Annotated in this window: 42 protein-coding genes and 3 tRNA genes; all 45 read left to right on the top strand. The window is 58.2% G+C overall.

Translation table 11 applies throughout. The features are described from left to right. Window positions 1-134 (top strand): elongation factor Tu (tuf, locus tag AB1772_10815; GenBank protein ID MEW5796835.1); only part of this gene is annotated, 134 nt, incomplete at its 5' end. An 18-nt stretch (window positions 135-152) separates the two neighbouring features. Then, window positions 153-461, top strand: coding sequence for a 30S ribosomal protein S10 (rpsJ, locus tag AB1772_10810; protein ID MEW5796834.1), 309 nt, complete (start codon window positions 153-155; stop codon window positions 459-461). Between the two features lie 12 nt (window positions 462-473). Continuing rightward, the gene (gene rplC, locus AB1772_10805; GenBank protein ID MEW5796833.1) at window positions 474-1,148 is read left to right on the top strand and encodes a 50S ribosomal protein L3; all 675 of its coding nucleotides are present in this window, start codon (window positions 474-476) and stop codon (window positions 1,146-1,148) included. A gap of 2 nt (window positions 1,149-1,150) precedes the next feature. Next, window positions 1,151-1,774, top strand: a complete 624-nt coding sequence (gene rplD, locus AB1772_10800; GenBank protein ID MEW5796832.1) for a 50S ribosomal protein L4 — start codon at window positions 1,151-1,153, stop codon at window positions 1,772-1,774. Further along, window positions 1,771-2,064: a 50S ribosomal protein L23 gene (gene rplW, locus AB1772_10795; protein ID MEW5796831.1), complete on the top strand. Its 294-nt coding sequence runs from the start codon at window positions 1,771-1,773 to the stop codon at window positions 2,062-2,064. Before rplD ends, rplW begins: the two co-directional genes overlap by 4 nt. Window positions 2,065-2,080: 16 nt before the next feature. Then, the gene (gene rplB / locus AB1772_10790) at window positions 2,081-2,911 is read left to right on the top strand and encodes a 50S ribosomal protein L2 (GenBank protein ID MEW5796830.1); all 831 of its coding nucleotides are present in this window, start codon (window positions 2,081-2,083) and stop codon (window positions 2,909-2,911) included. Window positions 2,912-2,926: 15 nt separating this feature from the next. After that, window positions 2,927-3,217 (top strand): 30S ribosomal protein S19, encoded by a 291-nt coding sequence (gene rpsS / locus AB1772_10785; GenBank protein MEW5796829.1) that lies wholly within the window; start codon window positions 2,927-2,929, stop codon window positions 3,215-3,217. Window positions 3,218-3,223: 6 nt separating this feature from the next. Next, entirely contained in the window at window positions 3,224-4,027 is an 804-nt protein-coding gene (gene rplV, locus AB1772_10780) for a 50S ribosomal protein L22 (GenBank protein MEW5796828.1), read from the top strand. A gap of 21 nt (window positions 4,028-4,048) precedes the next feature. Then, window positions 4,049-4,939, top strand: a complete 891-nt coding sequence (rpsC, locus tag AB1772_10775; GenBank protein ID MEW5796827.1) for a 30S ribosomal protein S3 — start codon at window positions 4,049-4,051, stop codon at window positions 4,937-4,939. 33 nt (window positions 4,940-4,972) lie between these two features. After that, on the top strand, window positions 4,973-5,395 hold the full coding sequence (rplP, locus tag AB1772_10770) for a 50S ribosomal protein L16 (protein ID MEW5796826.1): 423 nt from the start codon (window positions 4,973-4,975) through the stop codon (window positions 5,393-5,395). 2 nt (window positions 5,396-5,397) lie between these two features. Then, entirely contained in the window at window positions 5,398-5,658 is a 261-nt protein-coding gene (gene rpmC, locus AB1772_10765; protein MEW5796825.1) for a 50S ribosomal protein L29, read from the top strand. 16 nt (window positions 5,659-5,674) lie between these two features. Beyond that, entirely contained in the window at window positions 5,675-5,941 is a 267-nt protein-coding gene (rpsQ, locus tag AB1772_10760; protein MEW5796824.1) for a 30S ribosomal protein S17, read from the top strand. A 38-nt stretch (window positions 5,942-5,979) separates the two neighbouring features. Next, entirely contained in the window at window positions 5,980-6,348 is a 369-nt protein-coding gene (gene rplN, locus AB1772_10755; protein ID MEW5796823.1) for a 50S ribosomal protein L14, read from the top strand. Between the two features lie 14 nt (window positions 6,349-6,362). Next, the gene (rplX, locus tag AB1772_10750; GenBank protein ID MEW5796822.1) at window positions 6,363-6,686 is read left to right on the top strand and encodes a 50S ribosomal protein L24; all 324 of its coding nucleotides are present in this window, start codon (window positions 6,363-6,365) and stop codon (window positions 6,684-6,686) included. A 15-nt stretch (window positions 6,687-6,701) separates the two neighbouring features. Further along, the gene (gene rplE / locus AB1772_10745; GenBank protein MEW5796821.1) at window positions 6,702-7,241 is read left to right on the top strand and encodes a 50S ribosomal protein L5; all 540 of its coding nucleotides are present in this window, start codon (window positions 6,702-6,704) and stop codon (window positions 7,239-7,241) included. A gap of 7 nt (window positions 7,242-7,248) precedes the next feature. Further along, window positions 7,249-7,434, top strand: coding sequence for a type Z 30S ribosomal protein S14 (locus AB1772_10740; protein ID MEW5796820.1), 186 nt, complete (start codon window positions 7,249-7,251; stop codon window positions 7,432-7,434). A gap of 38 nt (window positions 7,435-7,472) precedes the next feature. Beyond that, window positions 7,473-7,874, top strand: coding sequence for a 30S ribosomal protein S8 (gene rpsH, locus AB1772_10735; protein ID MEW5796819.1), 402 nt, complete (start codon window positions 7,473-7,475; stop codon window positions 7,872-7,874). A gap of 16 nt (window positions 7,875-7,890) precedes the next feature. Continuing rightward, entirely contained in the window at window positions 7,891-8,430 is a 540-nt protein-coding gene (rplF, locus tag AB1772_10730) for a 50S ribosomal protein L6 (GenBank protein ID MEW5796818.1), read from the top strand. Window positions 8,431-8,452: 22 nt separating this feature from the next. Next, window positions 8,453-8,827, top strand: coding sequence for a 50S ribosomal protein L18 (gene rplR / locus AB1772_10725; GenBank protein ID MEW5796817.1), 375 nt, complete (start codon window positions 8,453-8,455; stop codon window positions 8,825-8,827). Window positions 8,828-8,858: 31 nt separating this feature from the next. After that, window positions 8,859-9,341: a 30S ribosomal protein S5 gene (rpsE, locus tag AB1772_10720; GenBank protein MEW5796816.1), complete on the top strand. Its 483-nt coding sequence runs from the start codon at window positions 8,859-8,861 to the stop codon at window positions 9,339-9,341. 11 nt (window positions 9,342-9,352) lie between these two features. Continuing rightward, on the top strand, window positions 9,353-9,535 hold the full coding sequence (rpmD, locus tag AB1772_10715; protein ID MEW5796815.1) for a 50S ribosomal protein L30: 183 nt from the start codon (window positions 9,353-9,355) through the stop codon (window positions 9,533-9,535). A gap of 21 nt (window positions 9,536-9,556) precedes the next feature. Continuing rightward, window positions 9,557-9,994, top strand: a complete 438-nt coding sequence (gene rplO, locus AB1772_10710; GenBank protein ID MEW5796814.1) for a 50S ribosomal protein L15 — start codon at window positions 9,557-9,559, stop codon at window positions 9,992-9,994. Further along, window positions 9,994-11,301, top strand: a complete 1,308-nt coding sequence (gene secY / locus AB1772_10705; protein ID MEW5796813.1) for a preprotein translocase subunit SecY — start codon at window positions 9,994-9,996, stop codon at window positions 11,299-11,301. Before rplO ends, secY begins: the two co-directional genes overlap by 1 nt. Before the next feature lies 1 nt (window position 11,302). Continuing rightward, entirely contained in the window at window positions 11,303-11,863 is a 561-nt protein-coding gene (locus AB1772_10700) for an adenylate kinase (protein MEW5796812.1), read from the top strand. 14 nt (window positions 11,864-11,877) lie between these two features. Next, window positions 11,878-12,624, top strand: a complete 747-nt coding sequence (gene map, locus AB1772_10695) for a type I methionyl aminopeptidase (GenBank protein MEW5796811.1) — start codon at window positions 11,878-11,880, stop codon at window positions 12,622-12,624. Window positions 12,625-12,632: 8 nt separating this feature from the next. Then, complete coding sequence (gene infA / locus AB1772_10690; GenBank protein MEW5796810.1) at window positions 12,633-12,851, top strand: translation initiation factor IF-1; 219 nt, start codon at window positions 12,633-12,635, stop codon at window positions 12,849-12,851. A gap of 33 nt (window positions 12,852-12,884) precedes the next feature. Continuing rightward, window positions 12,885-13,001 carry a 50S ribosomal protein L36 gene (rpmJ, locus tag AB1772_10685; protein ID MEW5796809.1) on the top strand — a complete coding sequence of 39 codons (117 nt, stop codon included), beginning with the start codon at window positions 12,885-12,887 and terminating at the stop codon, window positions 12,999-13,001. Window positions 13,002-13,037: 36 nt separating this feature from the next. Next, window positions 13,038-13,424 carry a 30S ribosomal protein S13 gene (rpsM, locus tag AB1772_10680; GenBank protein MEW5796808.1) on the top strand — a complete coding sequence of 129 codons (387 nt, stop codon included), beginning with the start codon at window positions 13,038-13,040 and terminating at the stop codon, window positions 13,422-13,424. A 22-nt stretch (window positions 13,425-13,446) separates the two neighbouring features. Then, a complete protein-coding gene (rpsK, locus tag AB1772_10675; protein MEW5796807.1) occupies window positions 13,447-13,836 on the top strand; it encodes a 30S ribosomal protein S11 in 390 nt (129 codons plus the stop codon). Window positions 13,837-13,877: 41 nt separating this feature from the next. Further along, complete coding sequence (gene rpsD / locus AB1772_10670) at window positions 13,878-14,504, top strand: 30S ribosomal protein S4 (GenBank protein MEW5796806.1); 627 nt, start codon at window positions 13,878-13,880, stop codon at window positions 14,502-14,504. Between the two features lie 32 nt (window positions 14,505-14,536). Next, the gene (locus tag AB1772_10665; protein MEW5796805.1) at window positions 14,537-15,523 is read left to right on the top strand and encodes a DNA-directed RNA polymerase subunit alpha; all 987 of its coding nucleotides are present in this window, start codon (window positions 14,537-14,539) and stop codon (window positions 15,521-15,523) included. 15 nt (window positions 15,524-15,538) lie between these two features. Next, the gene (rplQ, locus tag AB1772_10660; GenBank protein MEW5796804.1) at window positions 15,539-15,982 is read left to right on the top strand and encodes a 50S ribosomal protein L17; all 444 of its coding nucleotides are present in this window, start codon (window positions 15,539-15,541) and stop codon (window positions 15,980-15,982) included. A gap of 282 nt (window positions 15,983-16,264) precedes the next feature. Further along, window positions 16,265-16,723 carry a hypothetical protein gene (locus AB1772_10655; protein MEW5796803.1) on the top strand — a complete coding sequence of 153 codons (459 nt, stop codon included), beginning with the start codon at window positions 16,265-16,267 and terminating at the stop codon, window positions 16,721-16,723. Between the two features lie 34 nt (window positions 16,724-16,757). Continuing rightward, on the top strand, window positions 16,758-17,420 hold the full coding sequence (plsY, locus tag AB1772_10650) for a glycerol-3-phosphate 1-O-acyltransferase PlsY (protein MEW5796802.1): 663 nt from the start codon (window positions 16,758-16,760) through the stop codon (window positions 17,418-17,420). After that, complete coding sequence (locus AB1772_10645; GenBank protein MEW5796801.1) at window positions 17,413-18,420, top strand: NAD(P)H-dependent glycerol-3-phosphate dehydrogenase; 1,008 nt, start codon at window positions 17,413-17,415, stop codon at window positions 18,418-18,420. Before plsY ends, AB1772_10645 begins: the two co-directional genes overlap by 8 nt. Window positions 18,421-18,446: 26 nt before the next feature. After that, window positions 18,447-18,797, top strand: a complete 351-nt coding sequence (locus AB1772_10640; GenBank protein ID MEW5796800.1) for a MerR family transcriptional regulator — start codon at window positions 18,447-18,449, stop codon at window positions 18,795-18,797. Between the two features lie 33 nt (window positions 18,798-18,830). Further along, window positions 18,831-18,907, top strand: a tRNA-Pro gene (locus tag AB1772_10635). 45 nt (window positions 18,908-18,952) lie between these two features. Then, on the top strand, window positions 18,953-19,633 hold the full coding sequence (locus AB1772_10630; GenBank protein ID MEW5796799.1) for a glycosyltransferase family 2 protein: 681 nt from the start codon (window positions 18,953-18,955) through the stop codon (window positions 19,631-19,633). Window positions 19,634-19,744: 111 nt separating this feature from the next. After that, window positions 19,745-20,506: a 5'/3'-nucleotidase SurE gene (gene surE, locus AB1772_10625; GenBank protein MEW5796798.1), complete on the top strand. Its 762-nt coding sequence runs from the start codon at window positions 19,745-19,747 to the stop codon at window positions 20,504-20,506. Window positions 20,507-20,622: 116 nt separating this feature from the next. Then, window positions 20,623-20,696, top strand: a tRNA-Pro gene (locus AB1772_10620). Window positions 20,697-20,792: 96 nt separating this feature from the next. Beyond that, window positions 20,793-21,269 carry a TIGR00725 family protein gene (locus AB1772_10615; GenBank protein ID MEW5796797.1) on the top strand — a complete coding sequence of 159 codons (477 nt, stop codon included), beginning with the start codon at window positions 20,793-20,795 and terminating at the stop codon, window positions 21,267-21,269. Beyond that, the gene (locus AB1772_10610) at window positions 21,266-21,541 is read left to right on the top strand and encodes an acylphosphatase (protein ID MEW5796796.1); all 276 of its coding nucleotides are present in this window, start codon (window positions 21,266-21,268) and stop codon (window positions 21,539-21,541) included. Before AB1772_10615 ends, AB1772_10610 begins: the two co-directional genes overlap by 4 nt. Further along, complete coding sequence (locus AB1772_10605) at window positions 21,542-22,072, top strand: adenine phosphoribosyltransferase (GenBank protein MEW5796795.1); 531 nt, start codon at window positions 21,542-21,544, stop codon at window positions 22,070-22,072. Window positions 22,073-22,212: 140 nt separating this feature from the next. Further along, window positions 22,213-22,286 (top strand) — tRNA-Arg (locus tag AB1772_10600). A gap of 181 nt (window positions 22,287-22,467) precedes the next feature. Further along, window positions 22,468-23,100, top strand: coding sequence for a hypothetical protein (locus AB1772_10595; GenBank protein MEW5796794.1), 633 nt, complete (start codon window positions 22,468-22,470; stop codon window positions 23,098-23,100). Window positions 23,101-23,307: the final 207 nt, after the last annotated feature.

Genomic DNA, 23,307 nt, shown 5'->3' with positions numbered 1-23,307 from the left:
TGATGCCGGGAGACAACATCACGATGAACGTGGAGTTATTGACGCCGATAGCGATGGAGAAGGAGCTGCGGTTTGCGATCCGCGAGGGTGGACGCACGATCGGCGCCGGTGTCATCGCGGAGATAATTGAATAACGAACCGGGAAGTAACCGATGGACGTGCAGAAGATAAGAATTCGCCTCAAAGCGTACGATCATTACTCGCTTGACCGCTCGACCAAGGAGATCGCCAACACGGTGCTGCGCACCGGCGCGCGCCTGGTCGGCCCGGTTCCCTTGCCGACCAAGCGTACAGTTTACACCGTGCTTCGTTCGCCTCATGTCGACAAGAAATCACGCGAGCAGTTCGAGACCCGCGTGCATAAGCGGCTGATCGACATCTATGATTCCACTCCGCAGACGGTCGACGCGCTCATGAAGCTCGACCTGCCGGCGGGAGTCGATGTGGAGATCAAGACCTGATAGGTTGACGCCATGAAAGAAATTCTCGGAAAAAAACTGGGCATGACCCGGATCTTCAATGAGGCCGGCGACATGGTTTCGTGTACCGTGATCGAGGCTGGTCCCTGCCCGGTGATCGCCAGGAAGACCGCCGACCGCCACGGTTACGAGGCCTACCAGGTTGCTTTTGGCGACGTGCGCAAGGCGCGCCGGATCAGCGGTGGCAAGCGGAAAGTCCGCTCGCACACCACCAAGCCACTCGCCGGCGTATACGCGAAGGCGGGTGTCGAACCGCGGCAGTATCTCAAAGAAGTACGATTCGACGAAGGCCAACTCGAAGTCGGCGGTGAACTGAAAGTCAACGTGTTCAAGGAAGGTGAGCGGGTAGATGTCATGGGCGTCTCGCGCGGCCTCGGTTTCGCCGGGGCCATGAAGCTGCATAATTTTGGTGGCGCCAAGAAGACCCATGGCCAGTCGGACCGCATGCGTGCGCCGGGATCAATCGGCGCGTCGTCATACCCGTCGCGCGTTTACCGTGGGCAACGCATGGCCGGCCGCATGGGACGAAATAACGTCACCGTCCTCAATCTGCCGGTGGTCAAGATCATTGAGGATGAAAACCTCATGTTGGTCCGTGGCGCAGTTCCGGGGTTCAAGGGCTCGCTGGTGAAGATTCGCAAGTCCAACCGTTCTCGTAATGGGATATGATCATGACAGTGAAGGTACTCAATCAGGAAGGCGTTGCGGTCGGCGAAGTGGAGCTCAATCCCGACATCTTCGGCATCGAGCCTAACGAGGCGGTGGTTCATCAGTACGTGACGAACTTCCTGGCGCGGCAGCGTCAGGGTACGTCGTCGAGCAAGACCCGTCACGAGGTCCGCGGCGGCGGAGTCAAGCCGTATCGCCAGAAGGGCACCGGCCGCGCTCGTATGGGAAGCTGGCGCACCCCGCTTCGTCGGGGCGGCGGTATCATCTTCGGCCCGCACCCGCGCGATTACGGCTCCAGGTTCCCCAAGCAGATGAAACGCCTGGCGATCAAGTCGGTGTTTTCGGACAAGGCGCGACGCGAGAAGATCATGGTGGTCGATAAAATTGATCTGGCCGAGATCAAAACCAAGGCGATGGTCGGCGTGCTTTCGAAACTCGACCTGGCGGGCCGCCGCTGCATCATCCTTGACGAAGGTCGTAACGATCAGCTCACCCTGTCCTGTCGCAATATCCCCGGCGTGCAGGTGCGGCGAGCCGCCGCTACCAACGGTTACGAACTGCTGAACACCGATTACGTCGTCTTTACCAAAGCCGGCTTGGACAAGGTCGGGGAGGTGCTGGCATGAGTCTCAGTCCTCATCAGGTCATCAAGTCGCATATCGTGACCGAGCGCACCACCGCCCTGAAGGCCGCCCGCAACGAATATGTATTCGAGGTGGACAAGCGCGCCAACAAGCACGTCATCAAGGACGCGGTTGAGCGGGTGTTCAACGTAAAAGTTGATCACGTTCGGACCATGATCGTGCCGGGCAAGATCAAACGCATGGGCCGCTACGAGGGGAAGTCCTCGACCTGGAAGAAGGCGGTCGTCCGCCTGAAGGAGAAGCAGGTCATTACCATGTTCGAGAACATGTAAGGTTTGGTGATACAGAATGGCTATCAAGAGATTTCGCCCCCTGACGCCGTCGCAGCGCTTCCGCACTGTGCCGGATTTCGCCGAAATAACCTCGACGATTCCGGAAAAGGCGCTGCTTGAGCCGCTCAGGAAGTCAGGCGGCCGCAACAACAAGGGTCGCATAACCGCATACCATCGCGGCGGCGGACACCGGCGCCACTACCGCCTTATTGACTTTCGCCGGGAGAAATTCGGCATCCCCGCGCGGGTGGCGGCTATCGAGTACGATCCCAACCGCTCGGCGCGAATCGCGTTGCTGCATTATGCCGACGGCGAGAAGCGCTACATTGTCGCCGCCGACGGAATCAAGGTAAGCGACGTCATCGTCTCAGGCGAGCAGCCTGAAATCAAGGTCGGCAACTCCATGCCTCTCGAGAGGATGCCGCTGGGTACGATGGTGCACAATATCGAGATGCGCCCCGGCAAAGGCGCGCAGATGGCGCGCTCGGCCGGCGCCATGGCCCAGTTGGTAGCCAAAGAAGGCAACAAGGCGACTTTGCGTATGCCCTCGACCGAAGTCCGCACGGTTCCGATCTCATGCTACGCGACCATCGGACAGGTTGGCAATCTCGCCCACAAGAACGTTGTTTGGGGCAAGGCCGGCGCCGCACGCTGGCGCGGCTGGAAGCCGATCACCCGCGGCGTGGCGATGAACCCGGTCGACCATCCGATGGGCGGCGGCGAAGGCCGTTCGTCCGGCGGGCGTCATCCTTGCAGCCCGTGGGGCCTGCCCACCAAGGGGTTCAAGACTCGGAGCAAGCGGAAATCGCGCGCTCACATCGTCGAACCCCGCAGAAAAGGAAAGTAATCACGGAGTTTTTCTATGCCGAGATCGCTGAAAAAAGGCCCGTATGTCGAGCCCAGCCTGCTGAAGAAAGTGGAGCAACTGCTTAATTCCGGCGAGAAGAAGGTCGTCAAGACCTGGTCGCGCCGCTCCACGATTACGCCTGATTTCGTGGGCCACACTTTTGCAGTGCACAACGGCAACAAGTTCATCCCGATCTATGTGACCGAGAACATGGTCGGCCACAAGCTGGGTGAATTCGCGCCCACTCGGACATTTCGCGGGCACAGCGGTAAGCTGGTCGAGCGGACCACGCAGTTGAAAGGTTAATGCGGTATGGTTGACAATTTAGAACAGCAACTGCCCAAGGATCCCATCCTGGCGCAAATCCGCGCGCTGGAACAGGCCGACCGCAGGAAAGTCATCAAAACCCGTTCGCGTCACTCCCGCGTGCGCAAGGAATACGTGGGGCACACGCTCGGCATCTTCAATGGCGACGGGTACACCAACGTTCGGATCACGGATGACATGGTCGGACGCCGTCTGGGCAAAGTGGCTCCCCGTATGAAGCCGACCGCCCAGGCCCGCTATCTGAGCATCTCGGCGCGCAAGATGCGCCAGGTCGGCGAACTGGTGAAGGGACTGCCGGTTGAGCAGGCGCTCAACGTGCTGAATTTCACGCCGAAAATCGCCTCCCATCACATGGCCAAGACACTTAAGTCGGCCGTGGCAAATAAGCTGTCAGTCGAAGGGACTGCCCACCTCGATCCGGAACACTTGGTGTTGACCAACATAGTGGTCAACGAAGCGCCCACCGCCAAGCGCATTCGGTTTCGCTCGATGGGGCGTATCTACCGGATCAGGAAGAGATATTGCCATCTGGCGGTGTATCTCGACGTTGACGAGCGCAAGGAACTGGCAACGATTGCTCGCGCCGAGGCCAAAGGTGAAAAGGCCAAGACCCCGACCCGGAAAACGGTAAGGACCAAGACCTCCGCGAGGAAGCCCGCTAAGAAGAAGGCGGCTAAGAAGGCAAAAACGGCGAAGAAATCCGCCGGGAAAACCGGCGCGAAGAAATCGGCGGCCAAAAAGGGCAGCGGCTCGACGGGCAAGGCGGCCAAGTCCGAGAAGAAGAAGTAGCTAACGTACGAGGAGATAGCTTTGGGACAAAAGACTCATCCAGTCGGATTCCGCATTGGGATCAACAAGCCGTGGAACAGCCGGTGGTTTGCCCCCGATCGCTCGTTCGCTGACCTCGTCCACGAGGACATGATGGTCAAGCGCTATATCGCGAAGCGGTTGGACAACGCCGGTATTGCCAAAGTGCTGATCTCGCGTGCGCCGAAAAGAGTCACGGTCGATATTCACACTTCCCGCCCGGGCATTGTCATCGGCCGCCGGGGCGCCGAGGTCGACAAGCTGCGCGAGGAGCTGCAGTTGCTCACCAAGAAATCGATTCTTCTGAATATCGTCGAAGTGCGTAAGCCTGAATTAAGCGCGCAGCTGGTGGCCGATTCGATTGCCCGCCAGCTCGAGGGCCGCATGTCGTTTCGCCGGGCCATGAAAAAAGCCCTCGCCGCTACCATGAAGATGGGCGCCCAGGGCATAAAGATCCAGTGCGGCGGACGGCTCGGCGGCGCGGAAATCGCCCGCACCGAAAAATACATGGACGGTCGCGTACCCCTGCATACTCTGAGGGCCGATATCGATTATTCGACGTCGACGGCACATACGACCTACGGCACCATCGGTGTCAAGGTCTGGATTTGCGCCGGTGACATCATGGGCAAAGGCAATTTCTATCGTGACGACGAAGACAAGAAGAAGGCCGAGGAACCGGAGGCACAGGCCGCAGCGACGGCGCGCATGCGGCGCGAGCGTCCCGCTCCCTCCCGCGGTGGCGCCAAGGGACAGCCGCCGCGCGGTCGGGTGAGGCGGGCCGGTGCCCGTGGTGCAGCTCCGCGGGGACGTCGCCCGGATGAAGCGGCTGCAGCCGACAACGTGGGCGGCGAAAAGCAAGACACCGGCTCAGGAGGCGAACCGCAGGCATAATGCCGCGACTTGGCCCGGATGGAGACTTAAGTCATGTTGATGCCAAAGAGAACCAAGTTTCGTAAGGCCCAGCGCGGGCGTCGCACCGGCAAGGCCAAGGGCGGATTCTCCGTTGATTTCGGCGAATTCGGTCTCAAGGCGATCGAACCGGCGTGGATGACCAATCGCCAGATCGAAGCGGCGCGCGTGGCCGTGACCCGGCACATCAAGCGCGGCGGCAAGATCTGGATTCGCGTATTCCCGGACAAGCCGTTCACCAAGAAACCGGCCGAAACCCGCATGGGTAAAGGCAAAGGTGCACCCGAATACTGGGTGGCGGTGATCAAGCCCGGCCGGGTGCTGTTCGAGATCGAGGGTGTTTCCGAAAAGATGGCCCGCGAGGCGATGCAGTTGGCGGCTAACAAGCTGCCCATGAAAACCAGGTTCGTAAGTCGTGCTGAAATCGAGGCGGTCTGATCATGAGAATCGATGAAATGCGGTTGCTCACCCGCGAAGAACTGGAACAGAAGCGGCGCGATCTGGCCGAGGAGCGCTTCAACCTGCGCATGCGCAAGTCCTTTAAGCAACTGGAGAACCCGCTTCGCTTAAGACAGCTGCGCCGCGAGATTGCCCGGATTAACACCGTGCTTTGCGAAGACGAAAAGGGCTTGCGCATACTGGCCAAGTCCCGGAAGTCGCTGCTTGAAGAACTCGATGCCACCGGCAAAGAGAAGAAGTGAGACCGGAGAAAGATAAATGACACAGGCAACCCAGAGAAATCGCCGCAAAGTGCGCGTCGGTATCGTCGTCTCCAACGCCATGAACAAGAGCATCGTGATTCGGATTGATCGCAAGATCAAGCACCCGCTTTACAGCCGGCCGGTCATGCGCTCGGCCAAGCTGTATGCTCACGACGAGAAGAACGAAGCCAACGTGGGCGATACGGTCCGGGTTATGGAGACCCGTCCGCTGTCCAAGATGAAACGCTGGCGCCTGGTGGAAATTGTGGAGCGGGCCAAGTAGTAGCCGATGCCTGTACGTTCTGGAAAGGGTATCTGATAATGATCCAGGAATTTACGATACTGTCGGTGGCCGATAACTCCGGCGCCAAACGGGCCATGTGTTTCCGCATACTCGGCGGCAGCAAGAAGAAGACCGCCACGATCGGCGACATCGTGGTCGTGACGGTCAAGGAGGCCATTCCGGGCGGCACCGTGAAGAAGTCCGAGGTGTGCAAGGCGGTGGTGGTGCGTACCAAGGCTCCGGTAAAGCGCAAGGACGGCTCTCTGATACGATTCAGCGACAACGCCGCGGTGATTATCAACGAGCAGCTTGAGCCGCGCGGTACGCGCATATTCGGCCCGGTGGCGCGCGAGCTGCGCGACAAGAAGTTCATGAAGATTATCTCCCTGGCCCCCGAGGTTCTGTAGGAAGCAGGCGACCTATGATGATAAAAAAAGGTGATACCGTGTACGTGCGCACCGGCAGCGACAAGGGGCGAACCGGCCGCGTGCTCAGAGTCGATCGCAAGAAGATGACTATCCTGGTCGAGGGTGTGAATAAGCGCCAGCGGCACCAGCGACCTTCGCAGAAGCAGCCCAAGGGCGGCATTATCACGATGGAAAAGCCGATTCACCTGAGCAACGTCGCCCTGGTCATCCAGACCGACAAGGGGCCGCGCCCCACGCGGGTGAAAGGCCGGACGATTGACGACGGCGGCAAAAAAGTCAAGGTGCGGGTCAGTTGCAAGACCGGCGAGCAGATTTAACGAAGTGAGTGCCCCATGGCAAGACTGAGAGAAAAGTATCTCGACGAGATTCGGCCGAAGCTGATGAAGGAAAATCGGTACCGGTCGATTATGGAAGTGCCCCGGGTTGTCAAGGTGACGATCAACATGGGTGTCGGCGAGGCAACCCAGAACGCCAAAGCGCTCGAGGCCGCGGTGGAAGATCTGACCCAGATCGCAGGGCAAAAGCCGATGATTTGCCGCGCGCGCAAGAGCATTTCCAATTTCAAGCTGCGCCAGGGCAACGCGATCGGCTGCGCCGTGACGTTGCGTCGCGACCGCATGTACGAGTTCCTCGATCGCCTGATAAACATCGCGATGCCCCGTATCCGTGACTTCCGTGGCGTAAGCGCCAAGTCGTTCGACGGTCGCGGCAACTACAACATGGGTTTGCGTGAGCAGCTCATTTTCCCCGAGATCGACTACGACAAGATTGACAAAGTGCGCGGGATGACGGTGTCGATAACCACGACCGCCAGAACCGATGACGAGGCCCGGCAGTTGTTGTCGGAGCTGGGCATGCCCTTCCGCAAGTAGGAGTGCAATGGCTAAAAAGTGCCTGATAGAGAAACAGAAAAGAGCGCCGAAATTCAAAGCCCGCGCTTATAACCGCTGCCGCCGCTGCGGACGTCCGCGCGCCTACCTTCGGCGTTTCGGACTCTGCCGCATTTGCTTTCGCGACCTCGCCCTCGCCGGTGACCTGCCCGGTGTGACCAAGGCGAGCTGGTAGCGCAGGGAAGATGTAATGGACTTTTGGAGACCTGATTTATGGGTATGACAGACCCGGTAGCCGATCTCTTGACGAGAATCAGAAACGGATCCCACGCTCGCAAGCCGGCCGTCGACGTGCCGAATTCGAAGTTGAAGCGGGAAATCGTCAAGATTCTCAAAGAGCACAACTTCATCCGCGATACGATCGAACTCCCGGACAAGAAGCAGGGCATTCTGCGCATATATCTCCGCTATGCCAGGGGTGACAAACCGGTCATCCTCGGCCTGCAGCGAATATCGCGGCCGGGCCTGCGCAAGTATGTCGACGCCGAGGCCGTGCGTCTCTCGATCCACAATACCCGGGGCATTACGGTGATTTCGACCTCATCCGGCGTGATGAGCAATTTCGAAGCGGCCAAGAAGAAGATCGGCGGCGAGATCATTCTGAAGTGCTGGTAGGAAAAGGAAAGACGAAATGTCGCGCATAGGTAAATCACCGGTGGCCATTCCCGACAAGGCCAAGTTCGCCCTCACCGGCTCACACGTAAGCGTGAGCGGTCCCAAGGGGGCGATTGAGTGGGAGGTGCCGTCGGAAATAACCGTCAATGTCGATGGCGGTCATGTGCTGGTATCACGGTCGTCCGATTTGAAAAGGCACCGTGCCCTGCACGGGCTTACCCGCGCCTTGATCGCCAACATGGTTGAAGGTGTGACGACCGGTTTCAAAAAACAGCTCAAGATCATCGGTGTAGGCTTCCGCGCTGAGCTAAAGGGCCGGGTGATGATTTTCTACCTCGGTTATTCCCACCCGATCGTATTCAACCCGCCCGACGGCATCAAGCTGGAGCTTGACCCGAAGGAGAATATTGTCACGGTCAGCGGTGTGGATAAGGGACTGGTCGGCGCCACCGCCGCCAAAATTCGCTCGTTGCGCAAGCCGGAGCCGTACAAGGGCAAGGGCATACGTTATGTGGATGAGCACGTTACGATCAAGGCCGGGAAGACTGCCGGATAAGGCTGGGATGGTGTAAGTTAGTATGGCTGACAGAAACAAAGTTAAGTTGATGATGTCCGAGCGGCGACGCCGGCGCGTGCGCAGTAAAGTCCGCGGCACAACCGACCGCCCGCGTCTTTCGGTCTGCAAGAGTCTGAAGAACGTCACGGTTCAGATAATCGACGATGTCAGGCACGTCACGCTGGTGGGCCTGTCATCGAATTCGAAAACCATCAAGGAGCTCTTGCAGGAAAAAGACACCAAGACGGTAATCGCCAAGAAGACCGGCATGAAGGCGGCCGAACTCGCCAAAGCGAAAGGCATCCAGGCGGTCGTGTTCGACCGCAACCGGTACCGGTATCACGGCCGGGTCAAGGCCGTGGCCGAGGGCGCGCGCGAGGCCGGTCTGAAGTTCTGAGAGTGGAAGCTTGTTAAACATGAGGTAGGCGTTGGCTAAGTACGAACTGGAAAACTTCGAATTCGAAGAAAAAGTCATTGCGGTCAACCGGGTCGCCAAGGTGGTCAAAGGCGGCCGGAGGTTCAGCTTTACCGCGCTTGTGGCGGTGGGCGACAAGAAGGGTAAAGTCGGTATCGGCCTGGGCAAGGGCCGCGAGGTGGCCGACTGCATCCGCAAGGGTTCCGATGCCGCCCGCAAAGCGATGGTTTCGGTCAACATTGTCAGCGGGACTATTCCGCACTACATCGACGGCAAGTTCGGCGCCACCACGGTCATGATGCGCCCCGCGTCGCCCGGAACGGGTGTGATCGCCGGCGGCGCGGTGCGGGTGGTGCTTGAGGCGCTCGGTGTGCAGGACGTCTTGACCAAAGTGCTCGGCAGCCGCAATGTCAACAACGTCGTCAAAGCCACTATGGACGGCCTTCTGGCTCTGCGCACGAGAGAACAAGAGACCGGCTTCCGGGAGAAGGCCTGAGGGTAATGGCTATGGGTAAGTTGAAAGTAACCCAGGTGAAAAGCACGATCGACTGCAAGGAACCCCAGAAGCGCACGATTAAGGCGCTCGGCCTGGGCCGCTTGCGCAAGACCGTAGTGCACGCAGATACCCCGCCGATTCGGGGCATGATTCGGGCAGTAAGCCACCTCGTTACGGTGGAAGAGATAGTGTAGGACGAAGAATAGAGGCTCCTGATGGACCTGCATGATTTGAAGCCGGCCAAAGGCTCGACCAAAAACCGCAAGCGGGTGGGTCGCGGTCCGGGCAGCGGCATGGACGGCACCGCCGGGCGCGGGCACAAAGGGCAGATGGCTCGCTCGGGCGCGAAAAAGCGCGCCAACTTCGAGGGCGGCCAAACCCCGCTGCATCGGCGCCTGCCCAAGTTCGGCTTTAAGAACATCTTCAAAAAGGAATTCCAGATTGTCAACCTGGGCGATCTGGCGCGATGTGAGGGAACCGAAATCACTCCGGAAACGCTCAAGGCCGCCGGCCTGATCAAGAAGACCGATGTCCCGGTCAAGATTCTCGGCAACGGGAAAGTCGACCGGGCGTACTCGGTCAAAGCGGCGGCGTTTTCCAAGCCGGCTAAGGCCCGCCTGGAAGAGGCCGGAGGAAAAGCCGAGGTGCTCTAGTGTTAGGGACTTTTGGGTCTATATTTCGGATAACGGAACTCAGGAACAAGATCCTGATGACCCTGGGGCTCTTGGTCGTCTATCGTATTGGCGGCCACATTCCCACCCCGGGTGTGGACGGCTCGGTGATCAGCGCCGCCCTGTCCCAGGATTCGATCTTCGGGCTGCTCGATCTATTCGCCGGCGGAGCTTTCGCCAAGGCGACCATCTTCGCGCTCGGCATCATGCCCTATATTTCCGCGTCGATTATGCTCCAGCTTCTCGGCGCGGTCTGGCCGTACCTTCAGCGGCTGCAGCGCGAGGGCGAGGAAGGGCGCCGCAAGATCCAGCAATACACCCGCTACCTGACCGTGATCATTTCCGCCATGCAGGCCTGGGCAACGGCGGTATTCCTGACCACGATCAATTACAACGGCATGCAGGCCGTGCACATGGACCACTTCTGGTTCATCTGGCTGACCGTGCTCACCTTTACCTGTGGCACCATTTTCATCATGTGGCTGGGTGAGAAAATCACCGAGCACGGCATCGGCAACGGCATTTCGCTTATCATCTTTATTGGCATCATCGCCCGCCTGCCGGAGGCGATTATCGAGGAAGTCCAAATGGTCTGGATTGGCACCCGCCCGGTCTGGCTGGAGCTTATCGTGGTAGCGGCGATGCTGTTCGTGGTGGCGGCGGTAGTGCTGATGACTCGTGCCCAACGGCGGATCCCAGTCCAGTACCCGCGCAAGGTTATCGGCCGCAAAATCTATGGTGGCGCGGCCACCCACCTGCCGCTCTCGGTCAACTCGGCCGGTGTCATCCCGATCATCTTCGCCCAGTCAATCATGTTTCTGCCGTCGACGGTCGCTCAGCTCTTCCCGAACGTGGAATGGCTGCAGAACGTGGTATCGCTGACATTGGCGCCCGGCGGATTCATGTACAGCCTGATTTACGCGATCATCATTATCTTCTTCGCCTTCTTCTACACGGCAATTGTCTTCAATCCGATGGACATTGCCGACAACATGCGCAAAAACGGAGGCTATATCCCGGGCATTCGCCCCGGCAAGAATACGGCGGAGTACATAGAAAAAGTCCTGACAAGAATCACGCTCCCCGGAGCGGTTTTCTTCGCGGCGATCGCCATCCTGCCGTGGGTGCTGATAGCGCAATTCAACGTGAACTACTTCTTCGGTGGCACCGGGCTTCTGATCGTGGTTGGTGTGGCGCTGGACACGCTTCAGCAGATTGAATCGCACCTGCTCATGAGGCACTATGAAGGCTTCATGAAGAAGGGGCGCATTCGCGGGAGATCGATGTAGCATGAACTTGGTTTTTCTCGGCCCTCCCGGATCGGGCAAAGGCACGCAGGCGGTACGCCTGGCGCAGGAAAAAGGACTGGTGCATTTGTCCACTGGCGATGTTCTCCGCGCCGCTGTCAAGGCAGGTACGACCCTCGGCATGAAGGCGGGCGGGTACATGTCCCGGGGCGAGCTGGTACCGGACGATCTGATCATCAGCCTGATCGAGGAGAAGGTTGCCTCCGGCGAGCTCAGCAGAGGGTTCATTCTCGACGGCTTCCCGCGCACAGTGCCGCAGGCCAAAAGCCTCGACAGTATGTTCGCCAAGAACCGGATCAAACTGGATAAGGCGATTCTTTTGGACGTGGGCGACGCCGAAATCCTCAAGCGGCTCAAGGGACGCGCCGAGAAAGAAGGCCGGGCCGATGATACCGAGGAAGTTATCCTCAACCGGCTGGAGGTCTATCGCCGACAGACGCAGCCTATCGAAGAGCTATACCGTCAGCAGTCGATTCTCGTTCAAATAAAAGGCGAGGATACCCCGGACAGGATATTCGCCGCGATCGTGAAAGCGGTTGAGTGAAGTAGATGCGTGTCGTGATACGACTGAAAACGAAAGAAGAGATCGAGATCATGCGCCGGGCAGGCGCTGTGGTCGCCGGTGCGCTCAACATGATCGGGCGTGAGATCAAGCCGGGCATGACGACTGCACAACTCGACGCCCTGATCGAGGATTACATCCGGTCCATGGGCGCCATTCCCGCCTTCAAGGGGTACCAGGGCTTTCCAGCCTCGGCTTGTATCTCGGTCGAGGATGAAGTCGTTCACGGCATCCCGGGCAAGCGCAAGATTAGAGAGGGCGAGATCGTCTCCATAGACGTCGGTAGCATAGTCGAGGGTTTCCACGGCGATTCGGCTCGCACATACGCCGTAGGTGCGATTTCCGATGATAAGCACCGCCTTATGGAAACGACCTTGCGTTCGCTCCTTAGCGCTATTGACAAGGCCCGCAAAGGCAATAGATTAGGCGAGGTTTCGGCTGAGGTCCAACGGGTGGCCGAGGACCAGGGCTTCGGCGTGGTGCGCCGGCTGGTCGGTCACGGTATCGGTCGCGATTTATGGGAGGAACCCCAGGTACCCAATTTCGGTTCTCCCACCGATGGTCCCATTCTGCAGTCCGGGATGGTGGTAGCTATCGAACCGATGGTCAACATGGGCACATTTGACGTCAGGACCATGCCTGATGGCTGGACCGTGGTTACGGCCGATGGGCAGCCGTCGGCGCACTTCGAGCATACTGTGGCTATTACGGATAATGGGCCCGATATTTTGACTCTGGCGTGAAGGAGTTTATGGCCAAGGAAGAAACCATTACGGTTGAAGGTGAAGTTGTTGAACCGCTGCCAAACGCGATGTTTCGAGTGAAGCTGGACAACGGCCATATTGTCCTGGCGCACATTTCGGGCAAGATGAGGATGCATTTTATAAAGATTCTACCGGGCGACAAGGTGACTCTGGAGCTATCGCCTTACGATCTCTCCAGGGGTCGTATCACTTATCGCTATAAGTAACCGGCCCGGTGTTGGAGTAAGAGAGAGGCCGCCATGAAAGTACGGTCGTCGATAAAAAAGCGCTGTGAACACTGCAAGATTATCCGTCGTCGTGGTGTGCTTCGTGTAATCTGCAAGAAGAACCCCAGCCACAAACAGAGGCAGGGTTGATGCGGTCGCCCGCCGCGACTAATGGAGGAATAGGTTTTGGCTCGTATTGCCGGAGTTGATTTACCCAGAGAGAAACGCATCGAGGTCGGTCTCCAGTACATTTATGGAGTCGGCCCGTTTATCGCACGACAGATTCTGGAAAAGACCGGTGTCAATCCCGACACCCGCGTAAACCAGTTGTCCGATGCCGACGTGGCCAAGCTGCGCTCGGTGATCGAGACCGATTTCACGGTCGAGGGCGCGCTTCGGGCGGAAATCTCGATGAACATCAAGCGCCTGATAGATATCGGCTCGTACCGTGGCCTGCGTCACCGCCGCGGGCTACCGGTCAGAGGGCAGCGGACCAAAACCAACGCGCGCACGCGCAAAGGGCCGCGCCGCTCGGTTGGCGGACTGAAGAAGAAGGCGCCCGCGCCCAAGTAATCGCTGAAACAAAGGATCGTACGTGGCAGAACTGAAAAAGAAGACTAAGAAGAAGGCCTCCCGGGTCGATTCCAACGGGGTCGTCCACATCAAGGCGACCTTCAACAATACGATTATTACCGTGAGTGATTCGACCGGCAAGACCATATCCTGGGGCACCGCCGGCAAGGTCGGCTTCAAAGGCTCAAAAAAGTCGACTCCGTTTGCTGCTCAGATGGCTGCCAGCACGGCGGCCCGTGAGGCGATGGCCATGGGTCTGCGACGCGTCGAGGTCTGGGTCAAGGGTCCGGGCTCTGGTCGTGAAGCGGCGATTCGTTCGCTCGCGGCGGCCGGATTGGAGGTGACCGTGATCCGTGACGTCACCCCGATCCCACACAACGGTTGCAGGCCGCCCAAGCGGCGCCGCGTGTGATACTTCAAGAGGAAAGTCGTAAATAAGGTACTGGAGAATAGATGGCTCGATATCGTGAAGCAAACTGTAAGCTCTGTCGCCGGGAAGGTGAGAAGCTGTTCCTGAAGGGCGCGCGCTGTCTTAGCGACAAGTGCGCCATCGAGCGGCGGCAGTACGCCCCCGGTCAGCACGGCCAGGGCCTGCGCCGGAAGACGTCGGCCTACGGCCTGCAACTTCGGGAAAAGCAGAAAATCCGCCGTACCTACGGCATTCTGGAGCGTCAGTTCCACAATTATTTCAAAGATGCCTCTCGCAAGACCGGTATTACCGGCGAGGCGCTGGTCCAGTCGCTGGAGCGCCGTCTGGACAATATCGTGTATCGCCTCGGGTTCGCTCCGTCGCGCAAAGCCGCCCGCCAACTGGTGCGGCATCGGCACATCCTTGTCGACGGACGGATTGTTGATGTTCCGTCTTACCAGTTGCGCGCGGGACAATTAGTCCGCATCAAGGATAAGTCCAAGCGGCTGGATATGATTCACGATGCCATGAAACTGGGACGCGGCGAGGAGTACACCTGGCTGCGCCTCAATAAGGCGGCCCTGGAAGGCGAGCTGCTGCATATACCGGCGCGCGCTGATATTCCGCTCACCGCCAACGAACAGCTCGTTGTCGAGCTCTACTCGAAATAGTGGCGAGTGCCGCTTCTGGAGGTATGAGTAGTATGAAATGGAAGCCCCTGACAATGCCCAAAGAAATCGTCTCCGATCAATCATCGTCCGGAGATAATTACTCCCGGTTCATAATGGAGCCGCTGGAACGCGGCTACGGCACCACGCTGGGTGTCGCGCTGCGCCGCGCTTTGCTGTCATCCATCCAGGGCGCCGCCGTGGTGGCCCTGCGCATGAGAGGCGTTCAGCATGAGTTTTCCACCGTGCCGGGTGTCTACGAGGACGTCACCAATATCGTCCTGAACGTCAAGAAGATGATCTGCGTCATGCACGGCGACGGCCGCCGTACCATGAGGCTCAAAGCGAACCAGAAAGGGGTCGTAACGGCCGGTATGTTCGGCGGCGACACTGAGGTTCAAATTCTCAATCCCGACCTGCGCATTTGTGAAATCACCGATAATATCGACTTCGAGATGGAAGTCGACATCGATACCGGTCGGGGTTACAGCAGTGCTGAAACCAACCAGTGGGAAGACGCGCCGGCCGGGACGATTTTTGTCGATTCGCTCTTCTCGCCGGTGACCAAAGTCGCCTTCCAGGTGGATAACACCCGCGTGGGCCAGAAGACCGACTATGATCGCCTGATCATGGAGATAGGCACGAACGGCGCCATCACGCCTGAGGACGCCCTCAGTTATGCTGCCAAGCTCCTGAAGGATCACCTCAGGCTGTTCATCCACATGGACGAAGAGGTTATGGTTTCCGAGGAGCCGAGCGAAGACGAGGAAGTGGTACGTGTGCGCAATCTTTTGAGAACCCGCGTGGACGAGCTGGAGCTGTCGGTACGGTCGTCTAACTGCTTGCGGGCGGCCAATATACAAACTCTTGAAGACCTGGTCACCAAGACCGAGGCCGACATGCTGAAATACCGCAACTTCGGGCGCAAGTCCCTCAATGAGATCGGCACGCTGCTCGAGGGGATGGGCCTTTCATTCGGCATGGACATCTCCCGCTACCTGGAGACGCAGAAAACGAACTGACCTGAGAGCTACGCCATGGGACACCGAGACAAAACCAGAAAATTGGGCATGAAAACGCCGCACCGTGAGGCGATGTTCGCCAATATGGCCATGTCGCTCGTGCAACACCGGATGATCAAAACCACCGACGCCAAAGCCAAGGCGCTTCGCCCGCTGGTTGACCGACTGATCGTTACGGCGAAGAAGGACACGCTGGCGTCGCGTCGCCAGGTTGCCCGTACCATCCACGTAAAGGACGTCTTCAAGAAATTCTATGAAGAAGTAGTCCCCCAGTTCAAGGATCGCAACTCCGGCTTCACCCGGATCATGCGGCTCGGTGTACGGCGCGGCGACGGGGCCCCGATGTCGGTTGTCGAACTTTTGACTGCCAAACCTGCAGCGGAAAAACCCCCCAAGGTCAAGAAGGCCGCCAAGGTTGGCAATGAGGCAGAACCGGCGAAGGCCGGGCAAAAGCCATAGCGTACAGGCTGGGCAGGCAATGCTCCGGCGGGCTCGCGCGATCGAGCCCGCTTTTTTGTTGCGAAAAACGTGCCGCCGAAACCGCCCGTCACTGCGTATGCCTCTGAGAAGTGATCGGCGCGATCCAAAAGATCATCGGGAGACTATTTGACTTGCGGACGCCTGAGCGGTCGATTATATAGTTGGCAGGCCGCGACTTCATTTATCGCATTCAGGTGGCATTTTTCGATGCTCCGGGCCCCGGGGCACGGAAGCAGCAGTTCTCTTGATTAGGAGACAGGAATGGATACCTCCCCGAAAAAAGGGATGTCGAAAGGTTGTCTGGTAGCGCTCATAATCGCGCTGGCTATCGTTGTCCTCGTCATTGCCATAGTAGTGCTTATTTACATTTTTAAGGATGATCTGGCCAAAGTGGGAGCCAACGCTGCGGCGGCAGAGGCCAAGCGGGTGCTCGCTGAGAATCCGCCCGAGGGAATCGACACCGCGCAATTCAACGCCCTGGCCGACGCTTTCCTCGACAAGTTGGCGCACGACGAAGAGACCAGGTTCGAGGTTTTGGGCCTATTCGTTCAGGAGGTCACCAAGAGCACGGGGGACAAGCAACTAGATCGACAGGAAGTGAACGCGGCGGCCGTGGCGATGATTGTCGCCTATCCGGATCTTGACACGTTTTGGCCGCCCAGGCAACAGTTAGAAACAGAACCGCCCGCTGCAACTGAAGACAGTCTGGTTATTCAGTAGGTTCATGGCCTGCCCAGCCGGAACCTGCTGACGTGTGCTGTGTAATGCTGGCATGGTAGTTATCCTCACAGCCATTCTGGCCGCTTATCTTGTCGGAGCAGTACCATTCGGTCTGCTCGTGGGGCGTCAGTTTGGCATAGCGGATATCCGCCAGGTTGGCTCGGGCAACATCGGTGCAACTAACGTCCTGCGCAGCCTCGGCATGAAAGCCGCCATCTGGGTCTATCTGCTTGACATCGGCAAAGGAGTGCTGACCGTGTGGGCGGCGTCGCTCTTGGGACAAACCGTCATGCGTACGGATCTCTTTCTCGTGGTGATAGGCCTGGCGACCATCATGGGTCACGTCTTCCCGGTGTATCTTGGTTTCAGGGGCGGCAAAGGTGTAGCTACCACGTTCGGCGTGCTTCTGGTGCTCCTGCCTCTGGTCACACTGCTGGCCGGGGCAGTTTTCCTCGCCGTTGTTCTGACGACTCGTTATGTGTCTTTGGCATCTATTGCCGCCGGCCTGACCTTTCCCGTTACCGTGACAGTCGAGCGCCTGCTCCTGCACCAGTCCGTCTCGCCAGTGTACTGGGCGCTTACCGGGATTATTGGGTTGTTTGTCCCGCTGACCCACAGGGCAAACATCCGACGATTGCTGGCGGGGACCGAGCATCGCTTCACCTTCTCCGGCTCCCGGGAGAACGCTCATGGCTGAACGGGTCACGATTCTCGGCGCCGGGGCCTGGGGGCTGGCGGTGAGCCGCCTACTTGACCTGAAGGACTGCGAGATCATACTCTGGGAATTCGACACTGACGACTACCACCGCCTGGTGACCACCCGCGCCAACCCACGCAAGCTGCCCTCATTTCGGCTCGGTGACCGAGTTACGCTGACTGACAATCTCGCCGAGTCGCTGGTCGGGGCCGAAGTTGTGGTCGTGGCTATTGCCGCACAACATGTCAGGTCGGTTATTCGGCGCTGTCGTGGTCGCCTTGGCAACAACGCTATTGTCGTGAACCTCGCCAAAGGCATCGAAGGCGGCAGCCTCAGACGGATGTCAGAGGTGATCGCCGAAGAGTCGGGCCTAGCTCGCGAGCACATTGTCACCGTGTCCGGTCCATCTCATGCCGAAGAAGTTGTGATGGACATGCCGACGACAGTGGTCGCCGCGTCGTATTCGTCCGAACTTGCGGCGCGCATCCAGGAACTCTTTTCCGTCGGAAACTTCAGAGTTTACATGAGTGACGATCTGATCGGCGTGGAGCTCGGAGGATCGCTGAAGAACATCATAGCGATCGCCGCCGGAGTCGCGGACGGTCTGTCGTTAGGCGACAACAGCAAAGGGGCGCTGCTTACTCGCGGCCTGGCCGAGATCACCCGTCTTGGCCTGGCCATGGGCGCGCAAGCAGAAACCTTTGCCGGGCTGTCGGGGGTGGGCGATCTGGTTACGACCTGCTTCTCGCGGCACAGCCGCAACCGGTATGTCGGTGAGCGGATCGGCCGGGGCGAGAAACTGGTGGACATACTTGCCGGCATGAGCCAGGTTGCCGAAGGGGTGGAAACCACCAGGTCCGGGCGAGACCTGGCGCATCGCCACGGCGTCGAAATGCCGATCACGGAAGAAGTCTACCGGGTGCTCTTTGAGGACAAGGACGCCCGGGAGGCACTGGGTAATCTTATGGGAAGAAAACTGCGCGCTGAAATCTGGCAGTAGCGCGGACGATTGCGAGCGAGATGCCTATGAAAGAAACTGTTCTCGACGAGAAGAAGTACTATTCCATCAGCGAGGCAGCGCGAATCACTGGCCTCGAAGCATACGTGTTGCGATACTGGGAAAAGGAGTTTCCCATTCTGAGGCCCCGCAAGAACCGCGGCGGCAACCGGTTGTACACATCGAAGGATATCGAGATGATCAACCGGATTAAGCACTTGCGCCAGAATGAGGGACTGACTATCTCCGGCGCCCGCGCCAAGCTGACTATGAGGCGCGGCGGCGAGGAGCGGATCGAGGCCCTCACCAAGGCCAGGATTCGAACCATCCTGGGCAAAATGAGGAAGGATGTCGAAGACCTGCTCGAACTTTTCTCTTGAACTTTGCCGGTTTTGATCTACATTTCCATCAGTCGGAGCGTGGCGCAGTCTGGTAGCGCACTCCCTTGGGGTGGGAGTGGTCGGCCGTTCAAATCGGCTCGCTCCGACCATTTTTATGCCCCTCCCGGATTAAATCTGCCGAGTATAACTCTTGAATGACAGAATTAAACCAGTACAGCGTGCTGGTGGTGGTACCGGCTTATAACGCGGCGCACCATCTTCCCGAGCTGATTGCGCGGATAAGACAATTCGTTTGTGATGACAATCTCCTGATCGTTAACGACGGCTCCACCGACAATACGCTGAACCTACTGAAATCACTTAATGTCAATTTTATCTCCTTGAGGCAAAACCGCGGCAAAGGTGCCGCCCTGGCGTCAGCCTTCAGATACGCCATCGAGCGGGGTTACCGTTCGGTGCTTGCGCTCGATGCCGACCTCCAGCATTTACCCGAGGAAATCCCCGGGTTCTTCGCGAAGGACAACGGCGGCCGTCTCCTGATCGGCACGAGAAGAATCGAGCTGGAGATCATGCCGTTTGCCCGCTGGTTTACCAACAATCTGACCTCACTCATCATCTCGATCTTCTCCGGCGCCAGAATGCGCGACAGCCAGTCCGGATTCCGCCTGATCCCGACCGCGGCCCTGAGGGCCATGTCCCTAAAATCGGTGCGGTATGATTTCGAATCGGAGATGCTGTTCAAGGCGGGCGCGCTCGGCTGCCCGGTCGGCGAAGTTCCCATCAGCACTGTTTACGAGGAGTCACGCTCATACATCCACCCGTTCCGGGACACGCTAAGGTTTATTCGCCAGATCTGGAAGCGAATTTGGGCGTAGCCCCGTATATGGCCGCGGGCGTTGCTTTTGATTGCCGCTATACTTATCTTGAAAGATGGTTGGAGTCGATCGACCGGGGATTCTATTGGTGAATCAGCGTGGAACCACTGAATGCGCAGGAAACGACGAATCCTCCTGACAAACGACGACGGTTATTTCTCCGCCGGAATTACTGCCCTGTTTGACGAGCTCTCGCGTACCGACGACGTCTACCTTGTGGCGCCGGATCGCGAGCAGTCGGCCTCGTCGCATTCGCTGACGCTGGCCCATCCGCTGCGAATGCATCGCCTCGATTCCCGACACTACTTCACCGATGGCACGCCGACCGATTGCGTCATGCTCGCGTTGCATCTGATCTTTCGGAAAAAACTTCCCGATTTCATCGTGTCCGGCATAAATCACGGGGCTAACATGGGAGACGATGTCACCTACTCCGGAACGGTGGCGGCAGCAATTGAAGGGGCGATCCTCAAGATACCGTCGATAGCCGTCTCCATGGTGGCATACCGGCCTGGAATGCCCATGCGACGGGCGGCCCGGTTTGTTCGTCGGCTTCTCGACCAGTACCATACATTTGGGCTGGAACCGACTACCTTTCTCAACGTCAATCTGCCTCCTGACGCCGGGAAGCCGTATCATCAGTTCCGCTTCACGCGGCAAGGAAAGCGCGAGTATCAGGATGTCGTGATCCGCAAAAACGACCCCCGCGGACGCGATTACTACTGGATCGGCGGCCAGCCGCGTTGGAAGTCGGAAAAGGGGACCGATTTTGTGGCCATAAAAGGGGGATCGGTCTCGATTACCCCCATGAAACTTGATTTCACGGATGGTTCGGCGCTCGAGAAGCTGGTCTCAGGTTCCGTCAAGATATGAGTGAATTGCCGGGCAGTGGACGACCTGCGAAGGTCATGGAAATATCGCCAAGTGACGGTCTATAGACTATTGACATTGGAGACAATAGGCGCGTTCTTGGAAGTCGCCTAACACATCGGGGCGTGGCGCAGGTTGGTAGCGCGCTTGGTTCGGGACTAAGAGGTCGCTGGTTCAAATCCAGTCGCCCCGATTTGGGTGTGAATTCGGCCCACCTTTGCAATCGTTAATAATCGTTGCGGATATAAAATGGTTTGCCTAATTTCTCATTTGGAAAGGGTATCTACGCATGGCAGTTGAAAGGAAACCGATAATCGCCATAGTCGGTGCGGGCAAATGCTCGAAGAAACTTCGTGACAAGGCGGCCCTGGTCGCCCGCCACGTGGTCAAAAGCGGCGGAGTTATTGTATGCGGGGGCATGGGAGGTATTATGGAGGGAGCGGCCCGCGGCGCCTGGGAAGGGGGCGGGGTTTCGATTGGTTTATTGCCCTCCGAGGACCGTTCCGATGCCAACAAGTTCATTACCTTTGCCATCCCCACCGGTTTCGGCGAGGCCCGGAACCTGATGGTCATCAGGGCGGCCGACGCGGTGGTCGCATTTCCCGGCAAATACGGTACGCTCTCCGAGATGGCTTTTGCCCTTAAGATAGGCAAGCCGCTGATCTCAATCGCAGCGTGGAAGCTGGGCGACGAGATCATTCAGATCGACGATGCCGTCCAGGCTGCCGACAAGGCCCTGGAGTTGGCCAAAGCCGCGATGGGATGAACCGCCGTAAAGTGGAGATGATGATCTCCGGGGTGGTCCAGGGGGTCGGATTTCGCTATTTTGTTTATCGTGCGGCCCGGGAACTGGGAATTGTCGGATGGGCGCGAAACTTGCCCGACGGTCGAGTGCAGGTTGTGGCCGAAGGCGAACCGGCGCATCTCGAAGCGTTTATTGATGAATTGAGGCAGGGACCCCGCCTGGCGCAGGTTCAGGACATAAGGCTGCGCTGGGTCCAGGCTGACAACAGGTTTTCAACCTTCAACATTGAGTGAATGCCTATGCAGGAGTTGAAGCGATACATACGCGAAGTGCCGGACTTTCCCAAACCGGGAATAAACTTCTATGACATCTCCACGCTGCTGCAGGACGCCGTCGGGTTCAATCTTGCTCTGGACCACATGGAGCGGTACGCCACCAGTCGTCGAACTGAAAAGATTGTCGCTATCGAGGCCCGTGGCTTCGTGTTCGGCGCGGCGCTGGCGGACCGCATGAATGTCGGTTTGGTGATTGCTCGTAAACCGGGCAAGCTGCCTTACAAGACCGTGGCGCAGGAATACGAACTCGAGTACGGCACGGATCGGATTGAAATACACGCCGATGCCATCAACAGCGGCGAGCGTGTGCTCGTTGTCGATGACCTGATCGCTACTGGTGGTACGCTCGCGGCGGCATGCAAGCTGGTCGAGAAGCTAGGCGGGCGAGTAGTTGGCATATCATCTGTTATTGGACTCGATTTTCTTCCCTACAAGGACAGGCTCGCCGGCTACGATGTCCACTATCTTGTTTCCTACGATTCTGAATAGACGAGAGACCGCACTGCCCTGTCTGTTCCACTCGCCTGTGCCTGGCGCACCTCCCGTTGCGGCAGGAGGCTGTTCAAAGCTCCTGCGTTCTGTTCTTGCCATCCCTCTCGTGTCAAAGTAGATTCGATTTCGTTTGACATGCCCCCGTAGCTCAGTAGGACAGAGCAGCGGTTTCCTAAACCGCGTGCCGCAGGTTCGATTCCTGCCGGGGGTACTTTTTCTCCAGTCGTATTCTCATGTTTCGCAGCGAATTATCGAAGACCCTTCGCGATCAACACGAGGGATCGTCAATTATCTTTTCAGGCCCGGACCGGTCTGGTCGATAATCGGGTATAAGTGCTAAACCGGGCGGGTCGCTTCAGCTTACTCGCTCTTGTTATCAAATGGAGGTGACCATGAATCGTCTTTTGACTTATCTGGGTATTGCGGCGATCGGGTTGACGCTGGCCGCAAGCAACGCGAGAAGTGGAGTCGACATTGGTCTGTCTGCCGATGATGGCGGGATCAGGAGCTTCTACCTCGCGATTGGTGACCACTATCGCGTACCTGAGCGCGAAGTTGTGGTTGTCAGGGAGCGGAGCATTCCCGATGACCAGCTTCCGGTAGTATTCTTCCTGGCGCGCTATGCCAAAGTCGAACCGGGTGTTATCGTGAAGCTTCGTTTGAGCGGGCAGTCATGGATGGACATAGCCCTCCACTACCACCTTTCGCCCGAGATCTTCTACGTCCAATTCGATCACGATCCCGGTCCGCCGTTCGGCAAGGCGTGGGGCCACTACAAGAAACGTGATCGGGGGGAGTGGGGGAAGATTCGGCTGGCGGACGCGGACATCGTCAACGTCGTCAACCTGAAATTCGTCTCGGAGCATTACGGCTGCACGCCGGCTGAGGTAGTAAAGATGCGTGCCAAAGGCGACAACTTCGTGAGCATTCACAAGCAAGTGAAGGCTAACAAGGGGCAGGGCAAAAAGAGCTCGAGCGCGGTGGCCGATTCCGACAACGCCAAGGGCAAAGGGAAGAAGAAGTGATTATAAAGCAGGCCCCCTGGTGGTTCTGCCGCTTGCGGCGGGCCTGAGGCGGACCCCGTTCCGTGCGCGGCAGACGTCCTGAGGCTGTCTCATAAGCTGGAAAAGTTGCGGCAGGTCCTCTGTAGCGTTCGTCGAATGACGGACGCGGACGGAGACCTGCCGCCGTAATTCTCTCAACTTCAATGGCGTCAGGTCACCGCCCTGTCA

The organism is Candidatus Zixiibacteriota bacterium, from assembly GCA_040752815.1.
Taxonomy (GTDB): Bacteria; Zixibacteria; MSB-5A5; order GN15; family FEB-12; genus JAGGTI01.
The sequence above is the reverse complement of the archived record's forward strand: the minus strand, read 5'-3'. Positions and strand labels throughout refer to the sequence as shown.

What these genes read in the sequence shown, in the direction of transcription:
- AB1772_10640 (MEW5796800.1), top strand. Translation starts at nt 18,447, where the DNA reads ATGAAAGAAACTGTTCTCGACGAGAAGAAGTACTATTCCATCAGCGAG.
- rpsD (MEW5796806.1), top strand. Translation starts at nt 13,878, where the DNA reads ATGGCTCGATATCGTGAAGCAAACTGTAAGCTCTGTCGCCGGGAAGGT.
- rplB (MEW5796830.1), top strand. Translation starts at nt 2,081, where the DNA reads ATGGCTATCAAGAGATTTCGCCCCCTGACGCCGTCGCAGCGCTTCCGC.
- AB1772_10630 (MEW5796799.1), top strand. Translation starts at nt 18,953, where the DNA reads ATGACAGAATTAAACCAGTACAGCGTGCTGGTGGTGGTACCGGCTTAT.
- rpsQ (MEW5796824.1), top strand. Translation starts at nt 5,675, where the DNA reads ATGACACAGGCAACCCAGAGAAATCGCCGCAAAGTGCGCGTCGGTATC.
- AB1772_10595 (MEW5796794.1), top strand. Translation starts at nt 22,468, where the DNA reads ATGAATCGTCTTTTGACTTATCTGGGTATTGCGGCGATCGGGTTGACG.
- infA (MEW5796810.1), top strand. Translation starts at nt 12,633, where the DNA reads ATGGCCAAGGAAGAAACCATTACGGTTGAAGGTGAAGTTGTTGAACCG.
- rpsH (MEW5796819.1), top strand. Translation starts at nt 7,473, where the DNA reads ATGGGTATGACAGACCCGGTAGCCGATCTCTTGACGAGAATCAGAAAC.
- AB1772_10645 (MEW5796801.1), top strand. Translation starts at nt 17,413, where the DNA reads ATGGCTGAACGGGTCACGATTCTCGGCGCCGGGGCCTGGGGGCTGGCG.
- rplW (MEW5796831.1), top strand. Translation starts at nt 1,771, where the DNA reads ATGAGTCTCAGTCCTCATCAGGTCATCAAGTCGCATATCGTGACCGAG.
- rplF (MEW5796818.1), top strand. Translation starts at nt 7,891, where the DNA reads ATGTCGCGCATAGGTAAATCACCGGTGGCCATTCCCGACAAGGCCAAG.
- AB1772_10655 (MEW5796803.1), top strand. Translation starts at nt 16,265, where the DNA reads ATGGATACCTCCCCGAAAAAAGGGATGTCGAAAGGTTGTCTGGTAGCG.
- rpsJ (MEW5796834.1), top strand. Translation starts at nt 153, where the DNA reads ATGGACGTGCAGAAGATAAGAATTCGCCTCAAAGCGTACGATCATTAC.
- AB1772_10610 (MEW5796796.1), top strand. Translation starts at nt 21,266, where the DNA reads ATGAACCGCCGTAAAGTGGAGATGATGATCTCCGGGGTGGTCCAGGGG.
- rplR (MEW5796817.1), top strand. Translation starts at nt 8,453, where the DNA reads ATGGCTGACAGAAACAAAGTTAAGTTGATGATGTCCGAGCGGCGACGC.
- rplN (MEW5796823.1), top strand. Translation starts at nt 5,980, where the DNA reads ATGATCCAGGAATTTACGATACTGTCGGTGGCCGATAACTCCGGCGCC.
- AB1772_10740 (MEW5796820.1), top strand. Translation starts at nt 7,249, where the DNA reads ATGGCTAAAAAGTGCCTGATAGAGAAACAGAAAAGAGCGCCGAAATTC.
- rpmC (MEW5796825.1), top strand. Translation starts at nt 5,398, where the DNA reads ATGAGAATCGATGAAATGCGGTTGCTCACCCGCGAAGAACTGGAACAG.
- AB1772_10615 (MEW5796797.1), top strand. Translation starts at nt 20,793, where the DNA reads ATGGCAGTTGAAAGGAAACCGATAATCGCCATAGTCGGTGCGGGCAAA.
- rpmD (MEW5796815.1), top strand. Translation starts at nt 9,353, where the DNA reads ATGGGTAAGTTGAAAGTAACCCAGGTGAAAAGCACGATCGACTGCAAG.
- AB1772_10665 (MEW5796805.1), top strand. Translation starts at nt 14,537, where the DNA reads ATGAAATGGAAGCCCCTGACAATGCCCAAAGAAATCGTCTCCGATCAA.
- rpsS (MEW5796829.1), top strand. Translation starts at nt 2,927, where the DNA reads ATGCCGAGATCGCTGAAAAAAGGCCCGTATGTCGAGCCCAGCCTGCTG.
- rplO (MEW5796814.1), top strand. Translation starts at nt 9,557, where the DNA reads ATGGACCTGCATGATTTGAAGCCGGCCAAAGGCTCGACCAAAAACCGC.
- rplD (MEW5796832.1), top strand. Translation starts at nt 1,151, where the DNA reads ATGACAGTGAAGGTACTCAATCAGGAAGGCGTTGCGGTCGGCGAAGTG.
- rplC (MEW5796833.1), top strand. Translation starts at nt 474, where the DNA reads ATGAAAGAAATTCTCGGAAAAAAACTGGGCATGACCCGGATCTTCAAT.
- rplE (MEW5796821.1), top strand. Translation starts at nt 6,702, where the DNA reads ATGGCAAGACTGAGAGAAAAGTATCTCGACGAGATTCGGCCGAAGCTG.
- surE (MEW5796798.1), top strand. Translation starts at nt 19,745, where the DNA reads ATGCGCAGGAAACGACGAATCCTCCTGACAAACGACGACGGTTATTTC.
- rplV (MEW5796828.1), top strand. Translation starts at nt 3,224, where the DNA reads ATGGTTGACAATTTAGAACAGCAACTGCCCAAGGATCCCATCCTGGCG.
- rpmJ (MEW5796809.1), top strand. Translation starts at nt 12,885, where the DNA reads ATGAAAGTACGGTCGTCGATAAAAAAGCGCTGTGAACACTGCAAGATT.
- rplP (MEW5796826.1), top strand. Translation starts at nt 4,973, where the DNA reads ATGTTGATGCCAAAGAGAACCAAGTTTCGTAAGGCCCAGCGCGGGCGT.
- rplX (MEW5796822.1), top strand. Translation starts at nt 6,363, where the DNA reads ATGATGATAAAAAAAGGTGATACCGTGTACGTGCGCACCGGCAGCGAC.
- AB1772_10700 (MEW5796812.1), top strand. Translation starts at nt 11,303, where the DNA reads ATGAACTTGGTTTTTCTCGGCCCTCCCGGATCGGGCAAAGGCACGCAG.
- rplQ (MEW5796804.1), top strand. Translation starts at nt 15,539, where the DNA reads ATGGGACACCGAGACAAAACCAGAAAATTGGGCATGAAAACGCCGCAC.
- AB1772_10605 (MEW5796795.1), top strand. Translation starts at nt 21,542, where the DNA reads ATGCCTATGCAGGAGTTGAAGCGATACATACGCGAAGTGCCGGACTTT.